Source organism: Paraburkholderia sediminicola (genome assembly GCF_046027355.1).
Taxonomy (GTDB): Bacteria; Pseudomonadota; Gammaproteobacteria; order Burkholderiales; family Burkholderiaceae; genus Paraburkholderia; species Paraburkholderia sediminicola_B.
Genome location: NZ_JAQQEK010000021.1, coordinates 117,453 through 142,293 on the forward strand (window position 1 = coordinate 117,453; position 24,841 = coordinate 142,293).

Sequence of the window (24,841 nt, forward strand, 5' to 3'; positions counted from 1 at the left end):
AACAATATTAGCGGCGTCGCCTGCGGAGCAGGTGTCGATTGGAGAGCCGATGAACTGGGCAGCGAGACTGATTGGCGGACGTTTCCACTACGGCTGGTTAACCGTCGCGGTGGTGTTTCTGGTACTGCTGGCGGCGGCCGGCACGCGCGCCACCCCAAGCGTGATGATGGTGCCGCTCGAGCATCAATTTGGCTGGAGTCGCGCAACGATTTCATTGGCGATCTCCGTGAACATCGCGCTGTATGGTCTGATGGGACCGTTCGCGGCGGCGGCGATGCAACGTTTCGGCGTGCGCCCCACGCTGCTGGCCGCGCTTGGGACGATGGCGGCAGGCGTGGCGCTGTCGTCGCTGATGACGCACCCGTGGCAGATGGTGCTGATCTGGGGCGTGATGGTCGGCGGCTCGACGGGCGTCGCGGCGCTGTCGCTGTCGGCGACGGTGGTCACGCGCTGGTTCACCACGCGGCGTGGCCTCGTCATGGGCATTCTCACGGCGAGTTCAGCGACCGGCCAACTGGTGTTCCTGCCGATGCTCGCGGCCATCGCCGAGCACCACGGCTGGCGGCAAGTGGTATGGGTCGTTGCCATCGCGGCCGCGATCGTGATTCCTCTGGTTGCGTTTCTATTGCCCGAACGGCCGGCCGACATGAAGCTGCGCCCGTACGGCGAGCCGCACAATTCGCCCATCAACAGCACCGTCACCAAACAGAATCCGCTGGCAATCGCCTTCGGCACACTCGCCATGGCGAGCAAGACCCGCGACTTCTGGCTGCTGTTTTTCAGCTTCTTTATCTGCGGCGCGAGCACCAACGGCTATGTCGGCACCCATCTGATCGCGATGTGTGGCGACTACGGCATGACGGAAGTGCAGGGCGCCTCGCTGCTCGCCGCAATGGGCATCTTCGATCTATTCGGCACGACTCTCTCAGGCTGGCTGTCGGACCGCTTCAATAGCCGCGTGCTGCTGTTCTGGTACTACGGTCTGCGCGGTTTGTCGCTGATGTTTCTGCCGCACGCGTTCGGCATCGACTTCTTCGGTCTGCCGTTGTTCGCCGTGTTCTACGGTTTGGACTGGATCGCGACCGTGCCGCCGACCGTGCGTCTGGCCACCGACGTCTACGGCAAGGAATCGGCGCCGGTGGTGTTCGGCTGGGTCGTCGCCGGCCATCAGCTCGGTGCGGCGTTCGCGGCGCTCGGCGCGGGCATGCTGCGCGCGAGCCTCGGCACCTACACGGTGGCATCGATGATTTCCGGCGGCTTGTGCCTCGTGGCGGCGGTGATCGTGTTGCGGATCAACCGGCCCGCCAAAGTGCCGGAACCGCAGGTGGCGTAAAACCCCACGCCGCGATCCGGGCATCGCGAGAACCACGGCCCCGCAAGGGGCCGTTTCGCTATCGCAGCCAGCGCTAAACAAACTGCTCGCTTGTAGGCGCACGCGCGCCGAAGCCCGGTTATGCTATGTGACCCCGGGCAGTTGCCCGTCGATCATGAATTTCGACCGAGAGAAGCGCATGACCAACAAACCCGCCCCTACCGCAATTGCCATTCACGAGCTGATTGCAGGCCGCTGGAGCCCGCGCGCGTATTCGAGCGAGCCGGTGAGCCGCGAGCATCTGCAAGCCGTGCTCGAAGCGGCACGCTGGGCGCCGTCTTCGTACAACGCGCAGCCGTGGCGTTTTCTCGTATTCGACCGCAGCGTCGATGAAGTCTCGTTCAAGCAGGCTTTTGCCACACTGGTGCCGTTCAACCAGGGCTGGAATGCGCCGGCGCCGGTGCTGATCGCGGTGACCACGCACACGCTCACCAATAAGGGCGACGTGAATCGCTGCGCGCCGTACGATGCGGGTGCCGCGGCGATGGCGTTGGTATTGCAGGCGCACGCGCTCGGACTTGCCGCGCACCAGATGAGCGGTTTCGACCCGAACGCGTTCCGCACGGCATTCAAGCTGCCGAGCGACGTCGAGGTGATCGCGATGATTTCGCTCGGTCATTACGGCGACGTCGACAAGCTGGATCCGGTGTTGCGCGAGCGCGAGAAGTCGGTGCGTCAGCGTCTGCCGCTGGCGGAGATCGCCTACGGTGGCGCTTGGAAGAAGGCGTTCTGAGCGGGTTGCAATTGGTGTATTGAAGTCGAACGCGCGGCAACAACCGCGCGTTTTTTATTCCGCGTCCTCCGCGACGCTCGACAGCGGCGTCGCCACGCTCTCCAGTGACTTGCGCTCCGCATCCACGCCCCAGATCGCCGCGATCACCGCTGCCGCGAGCATCAGCCCTGAGCCGACGAGATAGCCCGAAAACACCTGACTGCGCTGATGCGTGTCGATCAGCCGGCCGAAGAACGCCGGCCCGGCGATGCCGCCGAGCGCAGTCCCAAACGCGTAGAAAACCGCGATGGCCAGCGCGCGAATTTCCACCGGAAACGACTCGCTGACCGTCAGATAAGCCGAACTCGCGGCCGCCGACGCGAAGAAGAAAATCACCATCCACGCGATTGTCTGCGTCACAACGGTGAGCCTCTCTTGCTCGAAGAGGTAACCGCTCAACGTCAGCAGAATGCCGGAGATCGCGTAAGTCGCCGCGATCATCTTGCGCCGGCCGATCACGTCGAAGAGTCGGCCGAGCAGCAGCGGTCCGAGGAAATTGCCGAGCGCGAAGGGCAGCAGATACCAGCCGATGTGGTCGCCCGGCACTTGGTAGAAATCGGTGAGCACTAGCGCGTAGGTGAAAAAGATCGCGTTGTAGAAGAACGCCTGCGCGGTCATTAGCGACAGGCCGACCAGCGCGCGCCGTCGATGCACGTTGAAGAGCGTATGGAATACCTCGGGCAGCGGCGTGTGTCCGCGAGCGCGTAAGCGCAGGCGCGTGAGGTCGTCGTCGGAGAGCGTGTGGCCTTCGTTGCGAAAGCGCGTCTCGATGCCTTCGACGATGGCGCGCGCGTCGCGCTCGTCGCCATGCGTAAGCAGCCAGCGCGGGCTTTCGGGCAGCCAGATGCGCATCGGCAGGATCCCCAGCGCGAGCACCGCGCCGATGAAGAAGCAGGCGCGCCAGCCCCAGTCTGCTGGCAGCAGATGCGGATCGAGCAGCACCAGCGAGCCGGCCGCGCCGAGCCCCGCACCGACCCAGAACGTGCCGTTGATGCCGAGATCGGTCCAGCCACGCAAGCGCGCCGGCGTGAATTCCTGGATCGTCGAATTGATCGCCGTGTATTCACCGCCGATCCCGGCGCCGGTCAGGAAGCGAAACAGCAGAAAGCTGGCCAGATTCCACGACAGCGCCGTCGCCGCAGTCGCTGCCAGATACAGCGCGAGCGTGATGAAAAACAGCTTGCGGCGGCCGAGCCGGTCAGTCAGCCAGCCGAACCCCAACGCGCCGAGAACCGCGCCGGCGATATAGGCGCTGCCGGCCAGACCGACGTCGGCGTTGGTAAAGTGCAACGATGGACTAGACTTCAACGCACTCGCCACCGCGCCCGCCAGCGTGACTTCCAGACCGTCGAGCAGCCACGTCACGCCAAGCGCCATCACGAGCAACGAGTGAAACCGGCCCCACGGCAGACGATCGAGCCGCGAGGGCAGATCGGTTTCGACGACGGTGGCGTTTTTTTCGTGTACAGCGGCAGTAGGCGGCGCGCTCATTGCTTGAAGTCTCCCCAATTCCGAAAATTAGCGGCGTATCCTGTCAAAATGAGCAATATTCGTTCCGTTGAGCTGGATTTTTCCATTATCTGGAGCGTGCCTAAGCGTCAGTTGATGCCTATTGGGCTTTCGTGTTACAAAGCCGCTCCCCTTTCTGTCCGCGCCAGCCGTGAGCGGCGATTCCTGCCATGAACTATTGCGCGATTGACTTCGGTACTTCCAACTCGGCTGTGGCCGTTCCTGACGGCGGTGCGCTCAAGCTCGCGCCGGTCGAGGGTGTCTACACGACGCTGCCCACCTCGGTCTTTTTCAATACCGACGAAAACACCCGCGAATTCGGGCGGGCGGCGCTCGCAGCCTACATTGACGGCTTCGACGGCCGCCTGATGCGCTCGATGAAGAGCATTCTCGGCTCGCCGCTCGCCGAGAACTCCACCGATCTCGGCGACGGCTCCGCGATCAAATACACGGATGTGATCGCGATCTTCGTCGATCACCTCAAGCGCTCGGCGGAAAAAAGCGTCGGCGGTCCAATCAATCGCGCGGTGCTGGGCCGCCCGGTGTTTTTCGTCGACGACGACCCGCGCGCCGATCAGATGGCGCAGCAGCAGCTCGAAGCCGCCGCGCGCTCGGTCGGCCTGCGGGAAATCCACTTTCAGTATGAGCCGATCGCGGCCGCGTTCGACTACGAATCGCATCTGACGGAAGAAGGGCTCGTGCTGGTGGCCGACATCGGCGGCGGTACCTCGGACTTTTCGCTGGTGCGGGTCGGGCCGGAGCGGATGAAGCGCGTCGAGCGCAAGGACGACGTGCTGGCGCACCACGGCGTGCACGTCGCCGGTACGGATTTCGACCGTCGCGTGGAACTGGCGACGATCCTGCGCGAAATGGGTTATCAGACGCTGGACCCGGAAGGCCGCGAGATTCCCAACCGGATCTATTTCGATCTGGCGACCTGGCATCTGATCAACACGGTGTACGCCCCGAAGCGCGTCAGCGAACTCGCGCTGATGCGGCACCTGTTCACCGAGGCCAAGCATCACGACCGCCTGATGCGCGTCGTGGACCGCCGCTTGGGTCATGCGCTGGCGGCGCACGCGGAAGAGGCGAAGATCGGCGTGGCGGCGGGCGGAGAGACCGTGATCGACCTCGACGAGGTGGAAGACGACCTGCGCCTCGCGTTCGACGAGGCGCAACTCATCAAGGCCGGCCAGGACGAAACGCTGCGCATCGTGCAGGCGGCGCGCGACACGGTGCAGGCGGCCGGCGTCGCGACACGCGACGTCAACGCGATTTACTTTACGGGCGGTTCGACCGGATTGGCGTTTCTATCGGGCGCATTAGCGGCGGCATTTCCGGATGCTAAAGCAGTATTCGGCGACCGGCTTGCGAGTGTCGCGACTGGACTCGGTATTCACGCGCGGCGACTATTCGGATAACCGGAATCACCAACCGCATACTGCGAAGATAATCACCATTCGCAATGGCGACGCATATAAAAAAACCCCGCCGAGGCGGGGTTTTTTTGCGTCCAGAAGGAAGCGTGTTGCTTACACCGGCTTGATGTTAGCAGCTTGCTTGCCCTTCGGGCCCGTCTTCACTTCAAACGTAACCTTTTGGTTTTCTTGCAGCGTCTTGAAGCCTTCCGTGCGGATTTCCGAGAAATGCGCGAACAGATCTTCGCCGCCGCCGTCCGGCGTGATGAAGCCAAAGCCCTTTGCGTCATTGAACCACTTGACGGTACCGGTTTCCATATTACTTGTTCCTAAAGATGGTAAATAAGGCCGAAGCCCAGAGGGTGCATGAAAATCAAGGAAGGGGGTAATGGGACCAACCGGAGTACCGTTGATGGGCGAACTACGAAAGACCAATTCACTCGCCGCTTGAAATCCTGCCCGAACGTTATACGGCGATTTTGAGAGAAGGTCAACAGTCTCCCCACAACTTTACGAACTTTCATCAACTTGGCGTAAAAGTTGCTTACAAAGCTTGCTATTCGTCCGATTTTTTTGCTAGGGAGAACCCTTAGTTTCGCTGCAGGGACCGGGTGCAACCGTTAAACTACGCGCCTCGCGTCGGTTGCACCTGTCTGGAATGACCGTCGCGTACGCATGCGCGTCACCCGTCTCCAGCGCCCCAAGGCGATGTCACGCGGTGCCGACATGGTTCTGCTGCAAACTTGCATGGGCCGGAGTACGTGCCGAAGCACTCACTCCGGCCGACACAGGAGAAGACGTGAAAAGTTCTATACAACGGAACATCGGGCCGTTCGCGCTAATGCTGACGGGCCTGGGTTCCATCATCGGGTCCGGGTGGCTGTTCGGCGCGTGGAAGGCCGCAAAAATTGCCGGGCCTGCTGCCATTTGTGCATGGGTGATCGGCGCGGTTGTGATTCTCGCGATCGCGTTGACCTACGCGGAACTCGGCGCGATGTTCCCGGAGTCCGGCGGCATGGTGCGTTACGCGCGCTATTCGCACGGTGCGCTGGTTGGTTTCATTAGCGCATGGGCCAACTGGATCGCCATTGTCTCGGTGATTCCCATCGAGGCTGAAGCGTCGATTCAATATATGAGTACGTGGCCCTATCCCTGGGCGCATGCGCTATTCGTGGATGGGTCATTAACTACTAACGGGTTATTACTGTCCGCTGCGCTCGTGATCATTTACTTCATGCTGAACTACTGGGGCGTGAAACTGTTCGCGCGCGCCAATTCGGCGATCACGATCTTCAAGTTTCTGATTCCCGGCGCGACGATCCTCGGCTTGATGCTGACGGGCTTCCACAAGGAAAACTTCGGCGAAGCGAGCACGTTCGCGCCGTACGGCTGGTCGGCGGTGCTGACGGCCGTGTCGACGAGCGGCATCGTGTTCGCGTTCAACGGTTTCCAGAGCCCGATCAATCTCGCCGGAGAAGCGCGCAATCCGGCCAAAAGCGTGCCGTTCGCGGTGATCGGCTCGATCCTGCTCGCGCTGGTGATCTACGTGCTGCTGCAGATCGCTTATATCGGCGCGGTGAACCCGAGCGACGTGATGCAGGGTTGGAGCCACTTCAACTTCGCCTCGCCGTTCGCGGAACTCGCAATCGCGCTGAACCTGAACTGGCTCGCGATCCTGCTGTACGTCGACGCCTTCGTCAGCCCGAGCGGCACCGGCACGACCTACATGGCGACCACCAGCCGCATGATCTACGCGATGGAACGCAACAACACGATGCCGAAGATGTTCGGCAACGTGCACCCGTTCTACGGCGTGCCGCGTCAGGCGATGTGGTTCAACCTGCTGGTGTCGTTTATTTTCCTGTTCTTCTTCCGCGGCTGGAGTTCGCTGGCGGCGGTGATCTCGGTTGCAACGGTGATTTCGTACCTGACCGGCCCGATCAGCCTGATGGCCCTGCGCCGCGCGGCGACGGACCTCGAGCGTCCGCTGCATATTCCTGGCATGAAGATCATTGCGCCGTTCGCGTTCGTCTGCGCGTCGCTGATCCTGTACTGGGCGAAGTGGCCGCTCACGGGCGAAATCATTCTGCTGATGGTCGTCGCGTTGCCGGTGTACTTCTACTTTCAGGCGAAGTCGGGCTTTGCCGGCTGGGGGCGTGATCTGAAGGCGGCGTGGTGGTTGGTCGCTTATCTGCCGGTGATGGCGATTCTGTCGCTGATCGGCAGCAAGCAGTTCGGCGGTCACGACCTTATCCCTTACGGCTGGGACATGGTGGTGGTTATCGCGTTTTCGCTGGTGTTCTACTACTGGGGCGTGACGAGCGGTTATCGCTCGGAATACCTGGACGAGCGCACAGAGCACGACGAGGTGCTCGAAGGCATGGGCGCTCATTAAGGTGCTGCGCTGAGTCTGTAGGAAGAAAACCCCCGCCTGAGTTGCCCAGGCGGGGGTTTTTCCTTTCTGCCCTGCTTATGACGCTGCGTCAGGCGGTGCCGAACACGTAGTTCGTCATGGCGAGCGAGCGCTGGTAGGTTCCGAGCGACTGGATGGCCAGGGAATAATCGTCGTCCGCCGCGCCCAATGCGGCGAAGACGGGCAGCAGATGCTCGTCGGTGGGATGCATCAGCACGGCATGCGGCGCTTGGCGGCGGTAGTCGAGCAGCGCGTCGATATCGTGCGCGGCGAGTTTTTCCTCGAACCAGTCGGTGAATTCGGCGACGCGCGGATCGGCGTCTTCAGGGCGCGCGGAAAAGTCGGCGGCGCGCAGGTTGTGCGTGATCTGGCCGGAGCCGATCACCATCACGCCGTCGTCTTTCAACGACCGCAGCGCCCGGCCGACGCGGAAGTGATGCGCCGCGTCCATGTGCGGCTGGATCGACAGTTGCGCGACGGGCACGTCTGCATCCGGAAACATGAGCAGCATCGGCACCCATGCGCCGTGGTCGAGTCCGTGCGGCTGGGCGCCGGTGAGGATGCCGTTTTCGCCGAGCAGCACCGCCGCGCGGCGCGCGACATCGGGCGCGCCCGGAGCCGGATACTGAATTTCGTACAACTGACGCGGAAAGCCGTAGAAATCGTGGATGGTTTCCGGCGCCGTGGACGTACTCACCACCGGCTGCGCCGTACCCCAATGGGCCGACAGCATCAGTACGGCTTCCGGACGCGGCAACTGGGCGCTCAGTGCGCCGAATTCAGCAGACGGCAACGACGGGTCGATTGGCAGCGTGGGCGCGCCGTGGGACAGGAAAAGCGAAGGTATGCGGTTCATGGCAGCAGCGCGGCCGCGAGAGCGCGGCGCAGAGATTGGGTTGCTACCAATATAGGGTTGCACCGCGATTTGATAAACGGGTGAAAACAGAATTGATTGTGTCGCAGATGTTGTGAATCCGTGCGTATGCACGGCAAGCACAGACCGCGGCTGACGAGCGCTACTCCTGCGTGCCGCGCAGTCCCGCCCACGCCGGCGACAAAGCCGGTCCGAGCGCGAACAGATCCAGCACGCGCGCCACGATGTGATCGACCATTTCGTCGATGGAAGCGGGTTGGTTGTAGAAAGCAGGCAAGGGCGGGAAGATCACGCCGCCCATTTCGGTGACGGCCGTCATGTTGCGCAAGTGCGCAAGATTGAACGGCGTCTCGCGCACGAGCAGCACGAGGCGGCGGCGCTCCTTGAGCGTGACATCGGCGGCGCGCGTGATCAGGTTATCCGAGAAACCGTGTGCGACGCTGGCGAGCGTCTTCATCGAGCAAGGGGCGACGACCATGCCGTCGGTGGCAAACGAACCGGACGCGATGCTCGCGCCGACGTCGCGCACCGAATGGACGACATCCGCGAGCGGATGTACGTCTTCTTTGCTCAACTGGAGTTCGTGCTGGATATTGAGCCAACCCGCGCTGGAAATCAGCAGATGGCTCTCGACGCCGCCCAGTCTACGCAGCGTTTCGAGTATCCGGATGCCGTAGATGGCACCCGTCGCGCCGGTGATCGCGACGATCAGCCGGCGTGGCGCCGCAGCGGGTGTTTCCATGGCTCGCGGCGCCTTGGGGATAGAAGCGTGTGGACCGTGGCCGCTTAGGCCGCGGCGAACAGTTGCTGCAGTTCGCCCGATTCGTACATTTCCATCATGATGTCCGAGCCGCCGACGAATTCGCCCTTCACGTAGAGCTGCGGAATGGTCGGCCAGTTCGAGAACTGCTTGATGCCCTGGCGGACTTCGTCGTCTTCGAGGACGTTGACGGTCTTGATCTCACCGACGCCGCACGCCTTCAGAATCTGGATGGCGCGGCCCGAGAAGCCGCACATCGGGAACTGAGCAGTGCCCTTCATGAAGAGGACGACATTGTTCTCGTCGACGATTTGCTTGATGCGTTGTTGCGTATCCATGACTGACCTTGCGGTTCCGTTATGTGTAGGGAATAGGCTGAAATGATAGCGGATTTCGATACAGCCGGCCGAGCGCCGCTTTGTCCGTGCAACGTTTGTGGATATTAGGCGGTGCGCGTCAGCCGTCCAAACGCCCACCGCTGATCCGCTCGATGCCGGCCAGATCGCGCTCCGAGCAGACTTGCGCGAAACGTTGCGCCGTCAGTAACTCGCGCACGGCTTCGGCCTGATCGTAACCGTGCTCGATCCACAATACGCCATCGGCGGCGAGCCGTGTGGGCGCACCCGCGATGATCGCGCGGATCGCGCTGAGTCCGTCGGCTTCGTCGGTGAGCGCGCCGCGCGGTTCGAAGCGCAGATCGCCTTCTGATAGATGTGGGTCGCCGCTTGCGATATACGGCGGGTTGCTGACGATCACGTCAAAGCGCAAGGTGGCGTCGAGTGAGTCGTACCAGTCGCTTTGTATCAATGCCAAGGCGCCGCCGGGGCGTTTCGCGTCGAGCAGGCGGGCGGCGTTGCGCGTGGCGACGGCCAGCGCTTCGCCGGAACGGTCGAGCGCCCAGACTTGCGCGTCTGGCCGCATCGACGCGATCGCGACGGCAATGGCGCCGGTGCCCGTGCCGAGATCGAGCACGCGAGGCCGCGAGAGGTTTTCCAGTGCCGTCAGCGCCGTTTCGACCAGCAATTCCGTTTCGGGGCGCGGAATCAGCACGTGCGGCGTGACTTCGAAATCCAGCCCGAAAAATTCACGGGCGCCGACCAGTTGTGCTACCGGTTCACCGGCTACGCGCCGTGCTTCCAGCGCCTGATAACGCTCGACACACTCGGTGTCGAGCGCTTCGTCGCTGCGCGTAATCAGCTGCGTGGGCCGCCAGCCGAGCACATGCGTGAGCAGGATGCGCGCTTCGAGCGCCGGCAGCGTCGAGGCGCGCAACAGCGCGGCGGGTGTGGCGGGCGTGGCCGAAGTCATGCGTGCGTTAATCCGCGTCGCCCAGCGACGCCAGCAATTCGGCTTGATGCTCGCTGACGAGCGCCGCGATCAGCTCGTCGAGATCGCCGTCCATGATCGCGTCGAGGCGGTAAAGCGTCAAATTGATGCGGTGATCCGTCAGACGCCCTTGCGGGAAGTTGTACGTGCGAATCCGTTCCGAGCGGTCGCCCGAGCCGATCAGGCTCTTGCGCGTGGCGGCTTCCTTCGCCTGCTGCTCGTGCGATTGCTTGTCCTTGATGCGCGCGGCCAGCACCTTCAGCGCGCGGTCCTTGTTCTTGTGCTGCGAACGGTCGTCCTGACATTCGACGACGATCCCCGTCGGCAAATGCGTGACGCGCACTGCGGAATCCGTCTTGTTGATGTGCTGCCCGCCCGCGCCGGACGCGCGGAACGTGTCGATCCGCAAATCGGCCGGATTGATCTCGACTTCGCCGATTTCGTCCGCTTCCGGCATGACCGCGACCGTGCACGCCGACGTGTGAATGCGGCCTTGCGTTTCGGTCGCCGGCACGCGTTGCACACGGTGGCCGCCGGACTCGAACTTGAGCTTCGAATAGGCGGCTTCGCCCGCGATCCGCACGATCACTTCCTTGTAGCCGCCCAGATCCGACTCGCTCGCCGACATCATTTCCACTTGCCAACGGTTGCGCTCGGCAAAGCGCAGATACATGCGCAGCAGGTCGCCCGCGAACAGCGCGGATTCGTCGCCGCCCGTTCCGGCACGGATTTCGAGGAAGATGTTGCGGTCGTCGTTCGGGTCTTTCGGCAGCAGCATTTTCTGCAACTCGGCGCCGAGTTTTTCCATGCGCTCGCGCGCCGCGCGAATTTCGTCTTCCGCGAAGTCGCGCATCGACGCATCCGCCAGCAGTTCCTGCGCGGTGGCCGCGTCGTTCATGGCCTGGCGCCAGAGCGCGTAGTGGTCGACCACCGGCCCGAGCTCGGCGTGTTCCCGCGTGAGCTTGCGGTATTGGTCGAGATTCGAGGTGATGTCCTCGCGGCTCAACAGATCGTTCAGTTCGGCCAGCCGGGTAGTGAGCTGGTCGAGCTTGCGTTGCATGCTCGTTTTCATCGGACGGGTATCGGAGCGGGCTCCGGCAAGGACGACGACTAGGGGAGTGGGCGGATGCCCTGGTCAGAAGCACGTCGCGGGCCACTTGCGGGTAGCCCGGACAGCGCGGCGGTGGCTGCGCCGCTAACGCTCCGTGGAACCGGAGTGCTTGTAGAAACCGCTCATGAGTTCGATGAGCGTGTCACGGTTCTCGCTGCTCGCGCGATTGAGCGCGTGCGTGGGACCGTGGATCAGTTTATTGGTGAGCGATTGCGACAACGCCTCGAGCACGGCGGCCGGATCGTCGCCGCGCGCGAGCATTTTCTGCGCGCGTTCGACTTCCGCGCGGCGCAGCACGTCGGCCTGCGTGTGCATATGGCGAATAACCGGCACGATACTGCGCGCGTCCAGCCATTGCATGAAATTCTGCACGCGCGTTTCAATGATCGCTTCCGCCTGCGCGACCGCGGCTTGCCGCGACGCATTGCCTTCGCGGACGATCGCGCCGAGGTCGTCGACGGTGTACAGGAACACGTCTTCGAGCTTGCCGACTTCGGGTTCGATATCGCGCGGAACGGCCAGATCGACCATGAAAATCGGCCGGTGACGGCGCGCTTTGACCGCCCGCTCAACCGCGCCCAAACCGATGATCGGCAAGGTGGACGCGGTGCACGACACGATGATGTCGAACTCATGCATGCGCGAAGGCAGTTCCGACAGCGGAATGGCCCGGCCGTTGAAGCGCTCGGCAAGACGCGTGCCGCGCTCGGCCGTGCGGTTCGCGACGACGAGTTCCTTCGGTTGCTGCGCTGCGAAGTGCGTGGCGCACAACTCGATCATTTCGCCCGCGCCTATAAACAGCACGCGCTGGTTCGAGACCTTGTCGAAAATCCGCTGAGCGAGGCGCACGGCGGCGGCCGCCATGGAAACCGACTGCGCGCCGATTTCGGTCGTGCTGCGCACTTCCTTCGCGACGGCGAAGGTGCGCTGGAACAACTGGTTCAGATAGGTGCCGAGCGCGCCGGCTTCGGACGCGGTACGCACCGCATCCTTCATTTGTCCGACGATTTGCGTCTCACCCAGCACCATCGAATCCAGCCCGGACGCGACGCGGAACGCGTGGCGCACGGCTTCCGACTGCGGCAGCGCGTAGACGTGCGGCGCGAGTTGGTCGATGGGCAGGTTGTGGTACTTGGACAGCCACTGGATCGCGGCTTCGCGCGCGGCCTGGTCGTCGGTCGCGCAGTAAAGTTCGGTGCGATTGCAGGTGGACAGAATGGCCGCTTCAGGCGCCGTGCGGGCCGACGGGCCGAGCCAGACGCTCTTGAAGGTGTCCAAAGCAGGCTTGATCTGTTCGAGCGGAAACGCCACGCGTTCGCGCAAGGCGACAGGCGCAGTGTGGTGATTGATTCCGATCGTTAGAAGCTGCATTTGGGGGAGCTATGGTTTAGCCCAATATTATAGCGTTTCCACGATTTTCACATTGTGCGCAGCTTATTCCGCGTTTACAACCGCCTCCGGCGGAATCGCGTCGAGTTGGTAGCCGTAGCCGTAAAGCGGCGTCAGGCAATAGCCGTGTTCAGGATGAAGCTGCAATTTGCTGCGCACGCGCGACGCGTGCGTGTCGACCGTACGCGACCTTACGTCGCGGCGGCGCGTCCAGACATTTTCAAGAATATGCGCTCGCGACACCGGCCGCGAGAGATTGCTGAACAGTAGCAGCGCAAGGCGGAATTCCTTCGGCGTGAGCGTGACTGTTTGCTTGCGGAATGTGACGGCAAATTGCGCCGCATCGAACGCATATTCACCGATGATGTCGCGCCGCCGATTGGGCGGCCGCCGCAGGCCCGCGCGGCGCAGCAGCGCGTCCACGCGGGCCAGCATCTCCGGGCCGCGGACCGGTTTGGTCAGGCAGTCGTCGGCGCCGGCGTGCAGCGCGGCGACAATCTGGCTTTCGCGCGGCGCCGACATCAGCACGATCACCGGCAAGCCCGGCAGGATGGCGCGGGCGCGCGGGATGACGTCTTCGGCGGAATGGTCGCCGGCCCAGCTTTCGGTGATGAGCAGGTCGAAGAATTCTTCGTTGGCGTGCGTCAGGAACGGCACGCTCGCGGTGAAGTGCTGACACAGATGACCGCCGGCGAAGACTAGCCGGCCGACCAGTTCAGCGTGCCGCAAGTCCGGCTCGATAAGGGCGATTCGCATGACGCGCTTTCAGCGTGGCAATGACCGGGGACCAGGCTTTTCCGTAAGGCTCACAGCTTGCCTAACATCACCCCGACCCCTAAACTCAACCGCTATGCGGAAAGCGCCGTGCTGAACTTCTATAGTTAATGAGACAAAAATGCTAGCTGTGTTGGCCCCTTGCGCCCATGAGACGAATCCGAAACTGCGCGAGGCCAGCCGTTAATGGGGTGGCCCGGCCTTGTAGTATTGGGGGCGGCGATTGGCCTCGCGGGCTGGTGGCTGCATCCGCTGCGACGCGCGAGCCGCGCCCGGTGGTGGGTGGCGCTGCTGGCCGGCGTGCTGGGCGCGGCCGTCGCGCACATGGCCGGCAACGTGATTGGTCTCTTCCATGACGGTGATACGCTCGAATGGCCGGTTTGCACCGCCGTCGCGTTGATCGCCGTTGCCGTGACGGTCGGCTTGCTTTCCCGTCGATGAATATTTGCAGGTGACTCCGATGAATGCCCGACTCCCCGAAACTTCCTCCATTCCCGAACGTCTTGCCACCTTGCGCAACGCAATGGCACGCGAAGGCGTCGCCGCCTACCTGGTGCCGTCCGCCGACCCGCATCTGTCCGAGTATCTGCCTGGGCGCTGGCAAGGCCGGCAGTGGCTGTCCGGCTTCACCGGCTCGGCCGGCACGCTGGTCGTGACCGCGGACTTCGCCGGCGTCTGGACAGACAGCCGCTATTGGGAACAGGCCAACGCGCAATTGGCCGGCACCGGCGTTCAGTTGATGAAGATGACCGGCGGCCAGCAGACCGTGCCGCATTTCGAATGGCTCGCTCAGAACGTGCCGGCAGGCGCCACGGTCGGCGTGGACGGCGCCGTGCTCGGCGTGACGGCGGCGCGGGCCTTGAGCCAGGCGCTGAACGCGCGCGGCGTGCAGTTGCGCACGGACGTCGATCTGTTCGACGCGATCTGGCCGCAGCGTCCGTCGCTGCCGGCGGCCGCCGTGTTCGAGCACGCCGCGCCGCATGCGAGCGTCGCCCGTTCGGACAAGCTCGCGCAGATTCGCCGCGCGATGGCGGACAAAGGCGCGCAATGGCACTTCATCTCCACGCTCGACGACCTCGCGTGGCTGCTGAATCTGCGCGGCGCGGACGTCAGCTACAACCCGGTGTTCGTGGCGCACGCGCTGATCGGCGTCGACCACGCGTCGCTGTTCGTCGCCGACGGCAAGGTGCCGCAGGCTCTGGCCGATGCGTTGGCGAAGGACAACATCAGCGTCGAGCCGTATGCGAAGGCCGCGGACGCGCTGGCCGCGCTACCCGCCGGCAGCACGCTGTTGATCGACCCGCGCCGCATCACGTTCGGCTCGCTGCAATCGGTGCCGTCGACGGTCAACGTGGTGGAGGCGGTCAATCCGTCCACCTTCTTCAAGTCGCGCAAGACCGAGGCGGAAGCCGAGCATGTGCGCGAGACGATGGAACAGGACGGCGCGGCGCTGGCGGAATTTTTCGCGTGGTTCGAAGGCGCGCTGGGCCGCGAGACGATCACCGAACTCACCATCGACGAACGTCTGACGGCGGCTCGCGCGCGCCGTCCGGGCTTCGTGTCGCTGAGCTTTGCGACGATCGCCGGCTTTAACGCAAACGGCGCGATGCCGCATTACCGCGCCACTGAGGACTCGCATTCCGTGATCGAAGGCAACGGTCTGTTGCTGATCGATTCCGGCGCGCAGTATCTGAGCGGCACGACCGACATCACGCGCGTGGTGCCGATCGGCACCGCCAGCGAAGCGCAGCGGCGCGATTTCACGATCGTGCTGAAGGGCACCATGGCGTTGTCGCGCGCGCAGTTCCCGCGCGGCATCCGTTCGCCGATGCTCGATGCGATCGCCCGCGCGCCGATCTGGGAAGCCGGCGCCGATTACGGTCACGGCACCGGCCACGGCGTGGGCTATTTCCTGAACGTGCACGAAGGTCCGCAGGTGATCTCGCACTACGCGCCGGCCGAACCGTGGACCGCGATGGAAGAGGGCATGATTACCTCGGTCGAACCGGGCATTTACCGTCCGGGCAAATGGGGCGTGCGGATCGAGAATCTCGTGCTGAACGTGCCGGCCGGTCAAACCGAATTCGGCGACTTCCTCAAGTTCGAGACCTTGACGCTGTGCCCGATCGATACGCGTTGCCTCGACCTGTCGCTGCTGCGCGAGGACGAACGCGCGTGGCTCAATGCGTATCACGAGACGGTGCGCACGCGTCTGTCGCCGCATGTATCGGGCGACGCCAAAGCGTGGCTGGAGTTGCGCACGCAACCCGTCTGATCGCTTAAGGAACCTGCTTACGGAGAGTGCATGGCCATCAAGGCAGTGGTGTTTGATTTCGGCGGCGTGCTGATCGACTGGAGCCCCGAGTATCTGTATCGGGAACTGATCCCTGACGAGACCGAGCGCCGCTGGTTTCTGACCCACGTTTGCTCGATGGACTGGGTGATCCGTCAAGACGGCGGCCAGCCGATCGTCGAGGCAACCGACGAGCTCGTCGCGAAGTTTCCCGATCACGAAGCGCTGATCCGCGCGTTCTACGAACGCTGGCACGACATGGTGGCCGGCGTGCTGGAAGAGGGCGTGGCAATCATGGAAAAGCTCGAAGCGGCCGAGGTGCCGCTCTTCGGGTTGACCAACTGGTCGGCGGAGACCTTTCCGTATGCGTGGGAGCATTACCCGGTGCTGCGGCGGTTTCGCGACATCGTCGTCTCGGGGCGGGTGAAGATGGTGAAGCCCGATCCGGCCATTTTCGCCGCCATGCGCGAACGGATCGACGCGCAATTGCCGGGCGTCGAGCCCGGCGAGCTCGTCTTCATCGACGACAACCTGAAGAACGCCGAGGCCGCGACGGCGCTCGGCTGGCACGGCGTGCATCACACCAGCGCCGCGCGTACCGAAGCGAAACTGCGCGAGTTGGGGCTGCCGGTTTAAGGCTGAGGCGGTTTTAAAGACATAGTGAGGCGACTGCGTTCCAGTTCCAGCGTCTCATAAACTGAAGGGAAACTGCGCGAGATTGGCGCCAGCGGTTCGAAGCTCGCGTTCCTGGCAGCAGGGCGGCGCGGCCGTGTTCCAACGGCGCCGCGTTAGCTCTGCCCGCATCGACGCAGTTTGCCCCGTCCTACTGACCGAGCAGATTTTTCAACGCGTTACCCAAGCCTTTCACTGTTTCTCCCGCGCCTTTTGCCACGCCCTCGACGCTTACCCCAAGCGCCTTCGCAAAGCCGGTGCCGATGCGCTTCATCAGGCCTTCCTGCACCGAGAATTTCGGGTCGCGCAAATTCCCATCCAGCACGAAATGCAACGTGATGTCGCCGTTGTGCGACTTGAGCGCGGCGACGGCAGCCTTGGTCGGAATCGACATGAAGGTGTCGAGCGGGTTGCCGGTGTCGGCGAGTTGCAGATTGTGGACCGTCAGCGTGCCGGGGGCGTGCAACTGATAGTTGCGTACAGTCGAGTCGACCGTCAGGTCGACCGTGCCGCCCGTCACTTGTGCCTTGGCGCCGGCCTTCTTGATCAGGTACGGGTCGAGCATCACGATGTCGACACCGCGCAGTTTGCTGGTGGTCTGCGAATCCTTGCTGGCGATCTTGATCCAGCCGCCGAACGACACCGTTCCCGTGTGCGCCGGGCCTTTGATCGAGCCCGTCATATTGACGTTGGTCGGCTCAGTGAGGGCGGGCAAGTGCAGATTGTCGACGGTCGCGTTGGCATCGCTGACCGTCACTTTGAACGGCGGTGGCCCGACCGTCATGTCGTAGAAGTGGAAGTTGCCCTGCTCGAAGCTGATGTGATCGACCTGCTTTTCGCGGGGAATGGATACCGCCGCGCCGCTGGCTTCGTTGTCGGACCGGTTTACCGACTCCCGCAGATTCGGCATCAAGCGAATCGCGCCGTCCTTCGTGCGCAGCACGGCGATGTCGAAGCCGCGCACCACCACGCTACGGACATGCATGCGCCGCGCGATCAGATCGCGAATGTCCGGTGTGAGGGTGATTTCGTCCGCTCTGAGCGGATCGCCGGCCGGCCAACCGGGCGGCGCTTTGAGAAGAACGTTGGTGAGATGAACCGAGGTGAGGCCGACCTCGATGGTTTCGGCGCTGCCCAAAGGACCGAGCGCCGCGATTACGCGCTCCTTGATCTCGCGTTGCGCGAACTGCAAGGCGCCGACCACGGCGACGATCAGCACCAGCAGCACGCCGCCTACAGCGACGGCCCAGCGCTTGCCCTTCGACATCGCCATGCTTGCCTCCTCGTCACCGCGTGGCGCGCGGTGTGGCAGTGATCGACCAGTGCGCTCATCGGGTGGGCGCGCTTAGCGGTGTTCGTCCGGGCGGAACGCGGAACGCACATGTCTCGCCGCGATGACGTGTATCACGCCATGACACGCAATGCGTGTGCCCTACCGCTCATACCGTCGACGGCAGGTGTTCGCGGCGCATGTCTCGCGCGCGCCCTCCGAAAAGCGCCCCGTCGAGACGGCCCGCGCGTCAGCCCAACCGGCGCGCAGGCCACCCGCTTCGAGCTTATCGTGCGATCGGCTTGTAACGCAGACGCTTCGGACGTGCACCTTCTTCACCCAGACGCGCGCGCTTGTCCGCTTCGTATTCCTGGTAGTTACCGTCGAAGAACGTGATTTGCGAATCGCCTTCGAACGCGAGGATGTGCGTGGCGATCCGGTCGAGGAACCAGCGATCGTGCGAGATCACCAGCACCGAGCCGGCGAACTCGAGCAAGGCGTCTTCGAGCGCGCGCAGCGTTTCGACGTCCAGATCGTTCGACGGTTCGTCCAGCAGCAGCACGTTGCCGCCCGCGATCAGCGTCTTGGCCAGATGCAGCCGGCCGCGTTCACCGCCCGACAGATTGCCGACCACCTTCTGCTGGTCGCCGCCCTTGAAGTTGAAGCGGCCAATATAGGCACGCGACGGCGTTTCGTACTTGCCGACCGTCAGCACGTCGGCGCCGCCGGAGATTTCCTCGAACACGGTCTTCGAGCCGTCGAGTGCGTCGCGGCTCTGATCCACGTACGCGAGCTTGACGGTCGGGCCTTGCACGATCTCGCCCGAATCCGGCTGTTCGCGGCCGGTCAGCATGCGGAACAGCGTCGACTTACCCGCGCCGTTCGGCCCGATGATGCCGACGATCGCGCCCGCCGGAATCTTGAAGCTGACGTTGTCGAGCAGCAGACGGTCGCCATACGACTTGCTGACATTCTTGAACTCGATCACTTCATTGCCCAGACGGTCGCCGACCGGGATGAAGATTTCCGAGGTTTCGTTGCGCTTCTGGTAGTCCTGGCTGTTCAGTTCCTCGAAGCGGGCGATCCGCGCCTTCGACTTCGCCTGACGGCCCTTCGGGTTCTGGCGCACCCACTCCAGTTCCTTCTTGATGGCCTTCTGACGCGCCGACTCCGACGATTCTTCCTGCTTCAGGCGCTCTTCCTTCTGGTCGAGCCAGCTGCTGTAGTTGCCCTTCCACGGAATGCCGTGGCCGCGGTCGAGTTCGAGAATCCACTCGGCGGCGTTATCGAGGAAGTAGCGATCGTGGGTCACGGCCACGACGGTGCCCGGGAAGCGCGTGAGGAACTGTTCGAGCCAGTCGACCGATTCCGCGTCCAGGTGGTTGGTCGGCTCGTCGAGCAGCAGCATGTCCGGCTTTTCGAGCAACAGCTTGCACAACGCGACGCGGCGCTTTTCGCCGCCTGACAGATGTTCGATCTTCGCGTCCCAGGCCGGCAGGCGCAGCGCGTCGGCGGCGATTTCGATCTGCTGCTCGGCGTTGCCGCCATCCGACGTGGCAAGGATCGCTTCGTACTTCGCCTGTTCGGCGGCGAGCGCGTCGAAATCGGCGTCCGGTTCGGCGTAGGCCGCGTAGATTTCGTCGAGCTTCTTTTGCGCGTTGAACACGTCGCCGAGACCTTCCTCGACCGCTTCACGCACCGTCTTGTTCGGATCGAGTTGTGGTTCCTGCGGCAGATAGCCGATGTTCAGGTTCGGCATCGGCGTGGCTTCGCCTTCGATGTCCTTGTCCACACCGGCCATGATGCGGATCAGCGTCGACTTGCCCGAGCCGTTCAGGCCGAGCAGGCCGATCTTCGCGCCGGGAAAAAACGACAGCGAGATGTCTTTCAGGATTTGACGCTTGGGCGGCACGATTTTGCCGACCCGGTTCATGGTGAAGACGTATTGGGCCATTTGCTTGCAATAGACGTTGACGACGCCGGCCGCGTGGGGGCGGGCGATCGTGGGTGGATGGGTAATCGGTGTCATGGCCGGGCGGAGCGCCCGGCGCCGGCCGGCGCGGCGTGAAGCGCGGCGTCGAGCTTCGCGACGCCCCGCGCGCGGGCGGGTGGTTCAGGTGGCATTGTACTTCGGCAGAGGAGCGGGGCGGCAGTGGGTGTCCGTTCGGCCAGGGCCCGCTCGGATGCTCAGAGCCAATCCGCCACGCCGCCATGCCGCGAACACGTGCCGTTGCGATGCCGGCTGAAGCTGTAGGTGGCATCACGGCAGCGCGCGGTCGCGCCTTCCGGCGCCTTGCCCGATGACGAGCGGGCCGGCGCGTGCACGGTGTTGCCGTCGCGATTGGTGTACGTGTTGTGATTGCTGAGGTCGGCTTCGTCGGGCGTGGTGCCCGGCGCGACATACGCGAACGCGGAGGACACGCTGAACAGCAGCGCCGCGGCAACTGCCGTGCAGGCGCGCAGGGTGTTACGAGTCATGCCTGTCATGGTCTTTCGAGTGCTTGTTATTCTGACCGCTTGTGCGTCTTGCCAGGTCTTCAGTTCGCGCGTCGTCCGCTCGCCGGATCGAAGAAATGCAGATGCCGCGCGGGCAGCGCCACTTGCAGCGCTTCGCCTGCCGCGGGCCGATGCGCGTGCGGCAAACGCACCGTCACGTCGTGCTTGCCCCAGCGACCGTGGGCGAGATTGTCCGCGCCGAGCAATTCGCAGGAATCGACGGTGAGCGTCGCGTGAGGCGCATCCGCCTGGCCCGGGCTCATGTGTTCCGGACGAATGCCGAGCGTCCACTCGCGTCCCTTGGCGACTTCGCGGCCGATCGACGCCGCGTCCGTCAACGGTAGCTTCGGACCGTTGCCGGCCACTTCGAAAACAGAGCCGTCGTCCGACACGCGGCCTTCCAGCAGATTCATCCCCGGCGAGCCGATGAAGCTCGCGACGAACACCGTGGCGGGCCGTTCATAGACCTCGGTCGGCGCGCCGATCTGCTCGGCGTGGCCCTTGTTCATGACGATCACGCGCTGCGCCAAGGTCATCGCTTCGATCTGATCGTGTGTCACGTACAGACTCGTCGTCGCGAGCCGCGCATGCAGGCGCTGGATTTCGAGTCGCATCTGCACGCGCAGGCGCGCATCGAGATTCGACAGCGGCTCGTCGAACAGAAACACCGCCGGCTCGCGCACAATTGCGCGGCCCATCGCGACACGTTGCCGTTGCCCGCCGGACAACTCGCGCGGCTTGCGTTGCAACAACGCTTCGAGTTCGAGAATCTGCGCGGCGCCCTGCACGCGCTTTTCGATCTGCGCGCGCTCGACGCCAGCGATCTTCAGCGCGTAGCCCATGTTCTCAGCCACGCTCATATGCGGATACAGCGCGTAGTTCTGAAACACCATCGCGATGTTGCGATCCTTCGGCTCGAGCTGATTGACCACTTTGCCGGCGATCGAAATGCTGCCTTCGGAGATGCGCTCGAGTCCCGCCACCATCCGCAGCAAGGTCGATTTGCCGCAACCGGACGGGCCGACCATCACGACGAACTCGCCGTCGGCGACGTCCACGTCGATGCCGTGCAACACGAACTGTTTGCCGTCGTAGGTTTTTTTCACGCCTTGCAGAGTCAGTGCAGCCATGCCGTTTTAGCCTTTCGTTGCTTGCCGCGGATCGCGCGGTGTTGTTATTTCAATGCCGGAAGAAGCTCGCTCAAAAGGGCGCCACTTACTTCTCCGCGTCCACGAGTCCGCGCACGAACCAGCGCTGCATCGTCAGCACGACCGCGAGCGGCGGCAGCATGGCGAGCAGCGTCGCGGTCATCACGAGATGCCATTCGGTCGCGGTGTCGCCCGACGCGATCATGCTTTTGATGCCGACCACGGCCGTCGTCAGCGATTGCTGGCTCGTGATCAGAATCGGCCACAAGTACTGATTCCAGCCGTAGATGAACGTGATCACGAACAGGGCAGCCATGTTCGTTTTCGACAGCGGCAAGACGACGTCCCAGAAGAACCGCATGGCGCCGGCGCCGTCGATGCGCGCCGCTTCCATCAATTCGTCCGGCAGCGTCATGAAGAACTGGCGGAACAGGAATGTCGCGGTAGCCGAGGCGATCAGCGGCAATGTCAAACCGCTATACGTATTGCTCAGATGCATCGACGAGACGACTTGCACGGTCGGAAAGATCCGCACTTCGACCGGCAGCATCAGCGTGATGAAGATCAGCCAGAACGCGAGGTTGCGAAACGGAAAACGGAAGAACACGATCGCGTACGCGGAGATCATCGAGACGGCGATCTTGCCGATCGAAATCACCAGCGCCATCACGAGGCTGTTGAACAGCATGCGGCCGAACGGCGCCGCTGCGTTGCCGCTGCCTTGCGACCAGACGGTCGCGATGTTTTCAAGCAGATGCGTGCTCGGCACCAGCGAAAGCGGCACGCTGAACACTTCGTGCTCGCTCATGGTCGCCGCGCAGAACGCGACGTACACCGGAAACACCACCAGCACGACGCCCAGAATCAGCACCGCGTGGCAGAAGAGGTCGAAACCGCGGCGGTTCTCGATCATGAGTATTGAACCCTGCGTTCGATGAAGCGGAATTGCACGACCGTCAACGCAACGACGATCACCATCAGGATCACCGACTGCGCGCCGGAGCTGCCGATGTCGAGCCCTTGGAAACCTTCGGCGAAGATCTTGTAGATCAGCGTGCGGGTGGCTTGCGCGGGACCGCCGCCGGTGGCGGCGTCGATCACCGGGAAGGTGTCGAAGAAGGCGTAGGTGATGTTGATTACCAGCAGGAAGAAGCTGGTCGGCGACAAAAGCGGCAGTGCAATGCCGAAGAAGCGCCGCACCGGACCGGCGCCGTCGATCGCCGCCGCTTCGATGAGCGAGCGCGGGATCGCCTGCAGGCCCGCATAGAAGAACAGAAAGTTATAGCTGACCTGTTTCCAGACGGACGCGAGCACGACCAGAAACATCGCCTGACCCGCGTTCAGCGCGTGATTCCAGACGATGCCGTACTTGGCCAGCGCGTAGGTGACGAGGCCGATGCTCGGGTTGAACAGGAACGACCACAACACGGCGGCGATCGCGGGCGCAACCGCGTACGGCCAGATCAGCAGCGTTTGATAAGTCTTGGCACCGCGCGTCACGCGATCGGCGCAGACCGCGAGCAGCAGCGAGATCACGAGCCCCGACACCGTGACGAGCGCGCAGAAGATCAGCGTCGTATTGAACGACGACAGGTAGAGCGGGTCGGCAAAAAGTTGCTTGAAGTTGGCGAGTCCGACGAACTCGCTCGAGGTGCCGAACGCATCCTGGCTTTGCGTGGATTGCCAGAGCGCCTCACCGGCCGGCCACAGGAAAAACAGCAGCGTGATTGCCAGTTGCGGCGCGACGAGCAGGTAGGGCAGCAGGCTGGTGCCGAAGCTGGAGCGCTTTTCCATCGATGATTTCCAAGGTTCTGCTGCAACCACGGGTTTCGGTGCGGGCGCACCGAAACCCTGCCGACGACCGTTTAGTTGCCGGCTTTCTCGAAGCGGCGCAGCAGTTCATCGCCACGCGACACGGAGGCGTCGAGCGCCTGTTGCGGCGTCTTCTTCTGTGCCCAGACCTGTTCGAGCTCTTCGTCGATGACGGTGCGGATCTGCGGCATGTTGCCCAGACGCAAGCCCTTCGTGTACGGCAGCGGCGGCTTGTTCAGCATCTGCTTGATGGCGGTATCGCTGCCCGGATTCTTCTCGTAGAAGCCTTGCTGCTGCGTCAGCTGATAGGCGGCGGTGGTGACCGGCAGATAGCCGGTGTCCTGATGCCACTTGGCGGCGACCGGCGCCGACGACAGATACGAGAGGAATTTCGCCACGCCCTTGTACACAGCCGGATCCTTGCCCGACAGCACCCACAGGCTCGCTCCGCCGATGATCGCGTTCTGCGGCGCGCCCTTCACGCTCGCGTCGTACGGCATCATGCCGGTGCCGAAGTTGAACTTCGCGTACTTCTTGATCGTGGCGAGCGATCCCGACGAGTTGGTGATGATCCCGCAGTCGCCGCTATAAAACTTCGATACCGGTTCGTCCTTGCGGCCGACGTAGGTGAAGGTGCCATCCTTCTGCATGTTCTGCAGGAACTGGATATGCGCGACTTGCAGCGGCTTGTTGAATTCCAGTTGCGCGTCCGGACCGTCGAAGCCGTTGTTCTTCGAAGCGAACGGCGCGCCGTGCCAGGCGCTGTAGTTCTCGAGTTGAATCCAGCTCTGCCAGCCCGACGAATAGCCGCACGCCATGCCCGACGCCTTCAGCTTCTGCGCGTCCGTTTGCAGTTCGGCCCAGGTTTTCGGCGGCTGGTTCGGATCAAGGCCGGCTTTCTTGAAGGCGTCCTTGTTGTAGTAGAGCACCGGCGTCGAGCTGTTGAACGGCATCGAGATCAGCTCGCCGGTTTTGGCGTCGCTGTAATAGCTGGCGATGGTCGGCACGAAGGCCTTTTCATCGAGCGGCACGCCCGCTTGCTTGAACACTTCCGAGACCGGGATCACGGCCTTCTTCGCCTGCATCATGGTGGCGGTGCCGACTTCGTAGACCTGCAGGATGGCCGGCGCATTGCCGCTGCGATAGGCGGCGATGCCGGCAGCGAGGGTCTGGTCGTAGGTGCCTTTGAAGACCGGCACGATCTTGTAGTCGCTTTGCGATGCGTTGAACGCGTTGGCGATGTCGTTCAGCCGTTCGCCCAGCGCGGCTTCCATGCCGTGCCAGAACTGGATTTCGGTTGCGGCGTGGGCCGCCTGACTGAGGCCGGCGCTCAATACGGCGGCAACGGAAAGCGAACGGATTAGCGGCTTCAAACTCATCGATGTGTCTCCAGTCGGAACGGGCGCGGATGCGAATCGCGCGATTCTATTTG

23 protein-coding genes are annotated in these 24,841 nt (G+C 63.2%); 7 read left to right on the plus strand and 16 right to left on the minus strand.

The features are described from left to right. The first annotated feature begins 49 nt into the window (after positions 1-49). Positions 50-1,333: an MFS transporter gene (locus PQR42_RS30245; RefSeq protein WP_408215383.1), complete on the plus strand. Its 1,284-nt coding sequence runs from the start codon at positions 50-52 to the stop codon at positions 1,331-1,333. Between the two features lie 178 nt (positions 1,334-1,511). Next, positions 1,512-2,105, plus strand: a complete 594-nt coding sequence (locus PQR42_RS30250) for a nitroreductase family protein (RefSeq protein WP_408215386.1) — start codon at positions 1,512-1,514, stop codon at positions 2,103-2,105. Between the two features lie 54 nt (positions 2,106-2,159). On the opposite strand, the gene PQR42_RS30255 is transcribed toward PQR42_RS30250, so the two are convergent. Then, positions 2,160-3,635: an MFS transporter gene (locus PQR42_RS30255; RefSeq protein WP_408388758.1), complete on the minus strand. Its 1,476-nt coding sequence runs from the start codon at positions 3,633-3,635 to the stop codon at positions 2,160-2,162. A 188-nt stretch (positions 3,636-3,823) separates the two neighbouring features. Between PQR42_RS30255 and PQR42_RS30260 the strand changes: the two genes are divergently transcribed. Further along, positions 3,824-5,074, plus strand: coding sequence for an Hsp70 family protein (locus PQR42_RS30260; RefSeq protein ID WP_408388760.1), 1,251 nt, complete (start codon positions 3,824-3,826; stop codon positions 5,072-5,074). 111 nt (positions 5,075-5,185) lie between these two features. On the opposite strand, the gene PQR42_RS30265 is transcribed toward PQR42_RS30260, so the two are convergent. Beyond that, positions 5,186-5,389, minus strand: a complete 204-nt coding sequence (locus tag PQR42_RS30265; protein ID WP_007180251.1) for a cold-shock protein — start codon at positions 5,387-5,389, stop codon at positions 5,186-5,188. A 481-nt stretch (positions 5,390-5,870) separates the two neighbouring features. Here PQR42_RS30265 and PQR42_RS30270 point away from each other — a divergent pair, with 481 nt between their 5' ends. Beyond that, positions 5,871-7,466, plus strand: coding sequence for an APC family permease (locus PQR42_RS30270; RefSeq protein ID WP_408388762.1), 1,596 nt, complete (start codon positions 5,871-5,873; stop codon positions 7,464-7,466). 88 nt (positions 7,467-7,554) lie between these two features. Here PQR42_RS30270 and PQR42_RS30275 read toward each other — a convergent pair whose 3' ends face one another. The 7 genes from PQR42_RS30275 to PQR42_RS30305 all read right to left on the minus strand — a co-directional run bounded on the left by PQR42_RS30275 (position 7,555) and on the right by PQR42_RS30305 (position 13,700). Next, a complete protein-coding gene (locus tag PQR42_RS30275; protein ID WP_408388764.1) occupies positions 7,555-8,340 on the minus strand; it encodes a DODA-type extradiol aromatic ring-opening family dioxygenase in 786 nt (261 codons plus the stop codon). Positions 8,341-8,500: 160 nt separating this feature from the next. Then, a complete protein-coding gene (locus PQR42_RS30280) occupies positions 8,501-9,100 on the minus strand; it encodes a UbiX family flavin prenyltransferase (protein WP_408388766.1) in 600 nt (199 codons plus the stop codon). Positions 9,101-9,144: 44 nt separating this feature from the next. Then, positions 9,145-9,456: a Grx4 family monothiol glutaredoxin gene (gene grxD, locus PQR42_RS30285; protein ID WP_012434475.1), complete on the minus strand. Its 312-nt coding sequence runs from the start codon at positions 9,454-9,456 to the stop codon at positions 9,145-9,147. Between the two features lie 118 nt (positions 9,457-9,574). Beyond that, positions 9,575-10,426: a peptide chain release factor N(5)-glutamine methyltransferase gene (prmC, locus tag PQR42_RS30290; RefSeq protein WP_408388768.1), complete on the minus strand. Its 852-nt coding sequence runs from the start codon at positions 10,424-10,426 to the stop codon at positions 9,575-9,577. A 7-nt stretch (positions 10,427-10,433) separates the two neighbouring features. Beyond that, positions 10,434-11,516 (minus strand): peptide chain release factor 1, encoded by a 1,083-nt coding sequence (gene prfA / locus PQR42_RS30295; RefSeq protein ID WP_408215404.1) that lies wholly within the window; start codon positions 11,514-11,516, stop codon positions 10,434-10,436. A gap of 123 nt (positions 11,517-11,639) precedes the next feature. Then, positions 11,640-12,926, minus strand: a complete 1,287-nt coding sequence (gene hemA, locus PQR42_RS30300) for a glutamyl-tRNA reductase (protein WP_132376774.1) — start codon at positions 12,924-12,926, stop codon at positions 11,640-11,642. 63 nt (positions 12,927-12,989) lie between these two features. Further along, complete coding sequence (locus PQR42_RS30305; protein ID WP_408388770.1) at positions 12,990-13,700, minus strand: response regulator transcription factor; 711 nt, start codon at positions 13,698-13,700, stop codon at positions 12,990-12,992. A gap of 204 nt (positions 13,701-13,904) precedes the next feature. Between PQR42_RS30305 and PQR42_RS30310 the strand changes: the two genes are divergently transcribed. The 3 genes from PQR42_RS30310 to PQR42_RS30320 are packed head-to-tail and all read left to right on the plus strand — an operon-like array spanning position 13,905 to position 16,647. Further along, positions 13,905-14,159, plus strand: a complete 255-nt coding sequence (locus PQR42_RS30310; protein WP_408179091.1) for a hypothetical protein — start codon at positions 13,905-13,907, stop codon at positions 14,157-14,159. A gap of 19 nt (positions 14,160-14,178) precedes the next feature. Then, positions 14,179-15,993, plus strand: coding sequence for an aminopeptidase P family protein (locus PQR42_RS30315; protein ID WP_408215411.1), 1,815 nt, complete (start codon positions 14,179-14,181; stop codon positions 15,991-15,993). 30 nt (positions 15,994-16,023) lie between these two features. Continuing rightward, complete coding sequence (locus PQR42_RS30320; RefSeq protein ID WP_408388772.1) at positions 16,024-16,647, plus strand: HAD family hydrolase; 624 nt, start codon at positions 16,024-16,026, stop codon at positions 16,645-16,647. Between the two features lie 187 nt (positions 16,648-16,834). Here the strand turns inward: PQR42_RS30320 and PQR42_RS30325 are convergent, their stop codons facing one another. From PQR42_RS30325 to ugpB, 7 genes are all read right to left on the minus strand, one after another. After that, positions 16,835-17,956 carry a DUF748 domain-containing protein gene (locus PQR42_RS30325; RefSeq protein WP_408215415.1) on the minus strand — a complete coding sequence of 374 codons (1,122 nt, stop codon included), beginning with the start codon at positions 17,954-17,956 and terminating at the stop codon, positions 16,835-16,837. A 283-nt stretch (positions 17,957-18,239) separates the two neighbouring features. Then, positions 18,240-19,907 carry an energy-dependent translational throttle protein EttA gene (ettA, locus tag PQR42_RS30330; RefSeq protein WP_408388812.1) on the minus strand — a complete coding sequence of 556 codons (1,668 nt, stop codon included), beginning with the start codon at positions 19,905-19,907 and terminating at the stop codon, positions 18,240-18,242. Between the two features lie 233 nt (positions 19,908-20,140). After that, a complete protein-coding gene (locus tag PQR42_RS30335) occupies positions 20,141-20,440 on the minus strand; it encodes a DUF3761 domain-containing protein (RefSeq protein ID WP_408388774.1) in 300 nt (99 codons plus the stop codon). Between the two features lie 50 nt (positions 20,441-20,490). Next, the gene (locus PQR42_RS30340; RefSeq protein WP_408388776.1) at positions 20,491-21,579 is read right to left on the minus strand and encodes a sn-glycerol-3-phosphate import ATP-binding protein UgpC; all 1,089 of its coding nucleotides are present in this window, start codon (positions 21,577-21,579) and stop codon (positions 20,491-20,493) included. Between the two features lie 85 nt (positions 21,580-21,664). Then, positions 21,665-22,510 carry a sn-glycerol-3-phosphate ABC transporter permease UgpE gene (gene ugpE / locus PQR42_RS30345; RefSeq protein WP_012434462.1) on the minus strand — a complete coding sequence of 282 codons (846 nt, stop codon included), beginning with the start codon at positions 22,508-22,510 and terminating at the stop codon, positions 21,665-21,667. Then, complete coding sequence (gene ugpA / locus PQR42_RS30350; RefSeq protein ID WP_408388778.1) at positions 22,507-23,391, minus strand: sn-glycerol-3-phosphate ABC transporter permease UgpA; 885 nt, start codon at positions 23,389-23,391, stop codon at positions 22,507-22,509. Before ugpA ends, ugpE begins: the two co-directional genes overlap by 4 nt. 71 nt (positions 23,392-23,462) lie before the next feature. Next, the gene (gene ugpB, locus PQR42_RS30355; protein ID WP_408388780.1) at positions 23,463-24,788 is read right to left on the minus strand and encodes a sn-glycerol-3-phosphate ABC transporter substrate-binding protein UgpB; all 1,326 of its coding nucleotides are present in this window, start codon (positions 24,786-24,788) and stop codon (positions 23,463-23,465) included. Between the last annotated feature and the right edge of the window lie 53 nt (positions 24,789-24,841).

What these genes read in the sequence shown, in the direction of transcription:
- PQR42_RS30245 (WP_408215383.1), top strand. Translation starts at nt 50, where the DNA reads ATGAACTGGGCAGCGAGACTGATTGGCGGACGTTTCCACTACGGCTGG.
- PQR42_RS30250 (WP_408215386.1), top strand. Translation starts at nt 1,512, where the DNA reads ATGACCAACAAACCCGCCCCTACCGCAATTGCCATTCACGAGCTGATT.
- PQR42_RS30255 (WP_408388758.1), bottom strand. Translation starts at nt 3,635, where the DNA reads ATGAGCGCGCCGCCTACTGCCGCTGTACACGAAAAAAACGCCACCGTC.
- PQR42_RS30260 (WP_408388760.1), top strand. Translation starts at nt 3,824, where the DNA reads ATGAACTATTGCGCGATTGACTTCGGTACTTCCAACTCGGCTGTGGCC.
- PQR42_RS30265 (WP_007180251.1), bottom strand. Translation starts at nt 5,389, where the DNA reads ATGGAAACCGGTACCGTCAAGTGGTTCAATGACGCAAAGGGCTTTGGC.
- PQR42_RS30275 (WP_408388764.1), bottom strand. Translation starts at nt 8,340, where the DNA reads ATGAACCGCATACCTTCGCTTTTCCTGTCCCACGGCGCGCCCACGCTG.
- PQR42_RS30280 (WP_408388766.1), bottom strand. Translation starts at nt 9,100, where the DNA reads ATGGAAACACCCGCTGCGGCGCCACGCCGGCTGATCGTCGCGATCACC.
- grxD (WP_012434475.1), bottom strand. Translation starts at nt 9,456, where the DNA reads ATGGATACGCAACAACGCATCAAGCAAATCGTCGACGAGAACAATGTC.
- prmC (WP_408388768.1), bottom strand. Translation starts at nt 10,426, where the DNA reads ATGACTTCGGCCACGCCCGCCACACCCGCCGCGCTGTTGCGCGCCTCG.
- prfA (WP_408215404.1), bottom strand. Translation starts at nt 11,516, where the DNA reads ATGAAAACGAGCATGCAACGCAAGCTCGACCAGCTCACTACCCGGCTG.
- hemA (WP_132376774.1), bottom strand. Translation starts at nt 12,926, where the DNA reads ATGCAGCTTCTAACGATCGGAATCAATCACCACACTGCGCCTGTCGCC.
- PQR42_RS30305 (WP_408388770.1), bottom strand. Translation starts at nt 13,700, where the DNA reads ATGCGAATCGCCCTTATCGAGCCGGACTTGCGGCACGCTGAACTGGTC.
- PQR42_RS30310 (WP_408179091.1), top strand. Translation starts at nt 13,905, where the DNA reads ATGGGGTGGCCCGGCCTTGTAGTATTGGGGGCGGCGATTGGCCTCGCG.
- PQR42_RS30315 (WP_408215411.1), top strand. Translation starts at nt 14,179, where the DNA reads ATGAATGCCCGACTCCCCGAAACTTCCTCCATTCCCGAACGTCTTGCC.
- PQR42_RS30320 (WP_408388772.1), top strand. Translation starts at nt 16,024, where the DNA reads ATGGCCATCAAGGCAGTGGTGTTTGATTTCGGCGGCGTGCTGATCGAC.
- PQR42_RS30325 (WP_408215415.1), bottom strand. Translation starts at nt 17,956, where the DNA reads ATGGCGATGTCGAAGGGCAAGCGCTGGGCCGTCGCTGTAGGCGGCGTG.
- ettA (WP_408388812.1), bottom strand. Translation starts at nt 19,907, where the DNA reads ATGGCCCAATACGTCTTCACCATGAACCGGGTCGGCAAAATCGTGCCG.
- PQR42_RS30335 (WP_408388774.1), bottom strand. Translation starts at nt 20,440, where the DNA reads ATGACAGGCATGACTCGTAACACCCTGCGCGCCTGCACGGCAGTTGCC.
- PQR42_RS30340 (WP_408388776.1), bottom strand. Translation starts at nt 21,579, where the DNA reads ATGGCTGCACTGACTCTGCAAGGCGTGAAAAAAACCTACGACGGCAAA.
- ugpE (WP_012434462.1), bottom strand. Translation starts at nt 22,510, where the DNA reads ATGATCGAGAACCGCCGCGGTTTCGACCTCTTCTGCCACGCGGTGCTG.
- ugpA (WP_408388778.1), bottom strand. Translation starts at nt 23,391, where the DNA reads ATGGAAAAGCGCTCCAGCTTCGGCACCAGCCTGCTGCCCTACCTGCTC.
- ugpB (WP_408388780.1), bottom strand. Translation starts at nt 24,788, where the DNA reads ATGAGTTTGAAGCCGCTAATCCGTTCGCTTTCCGTTGCCGCCGTATTG.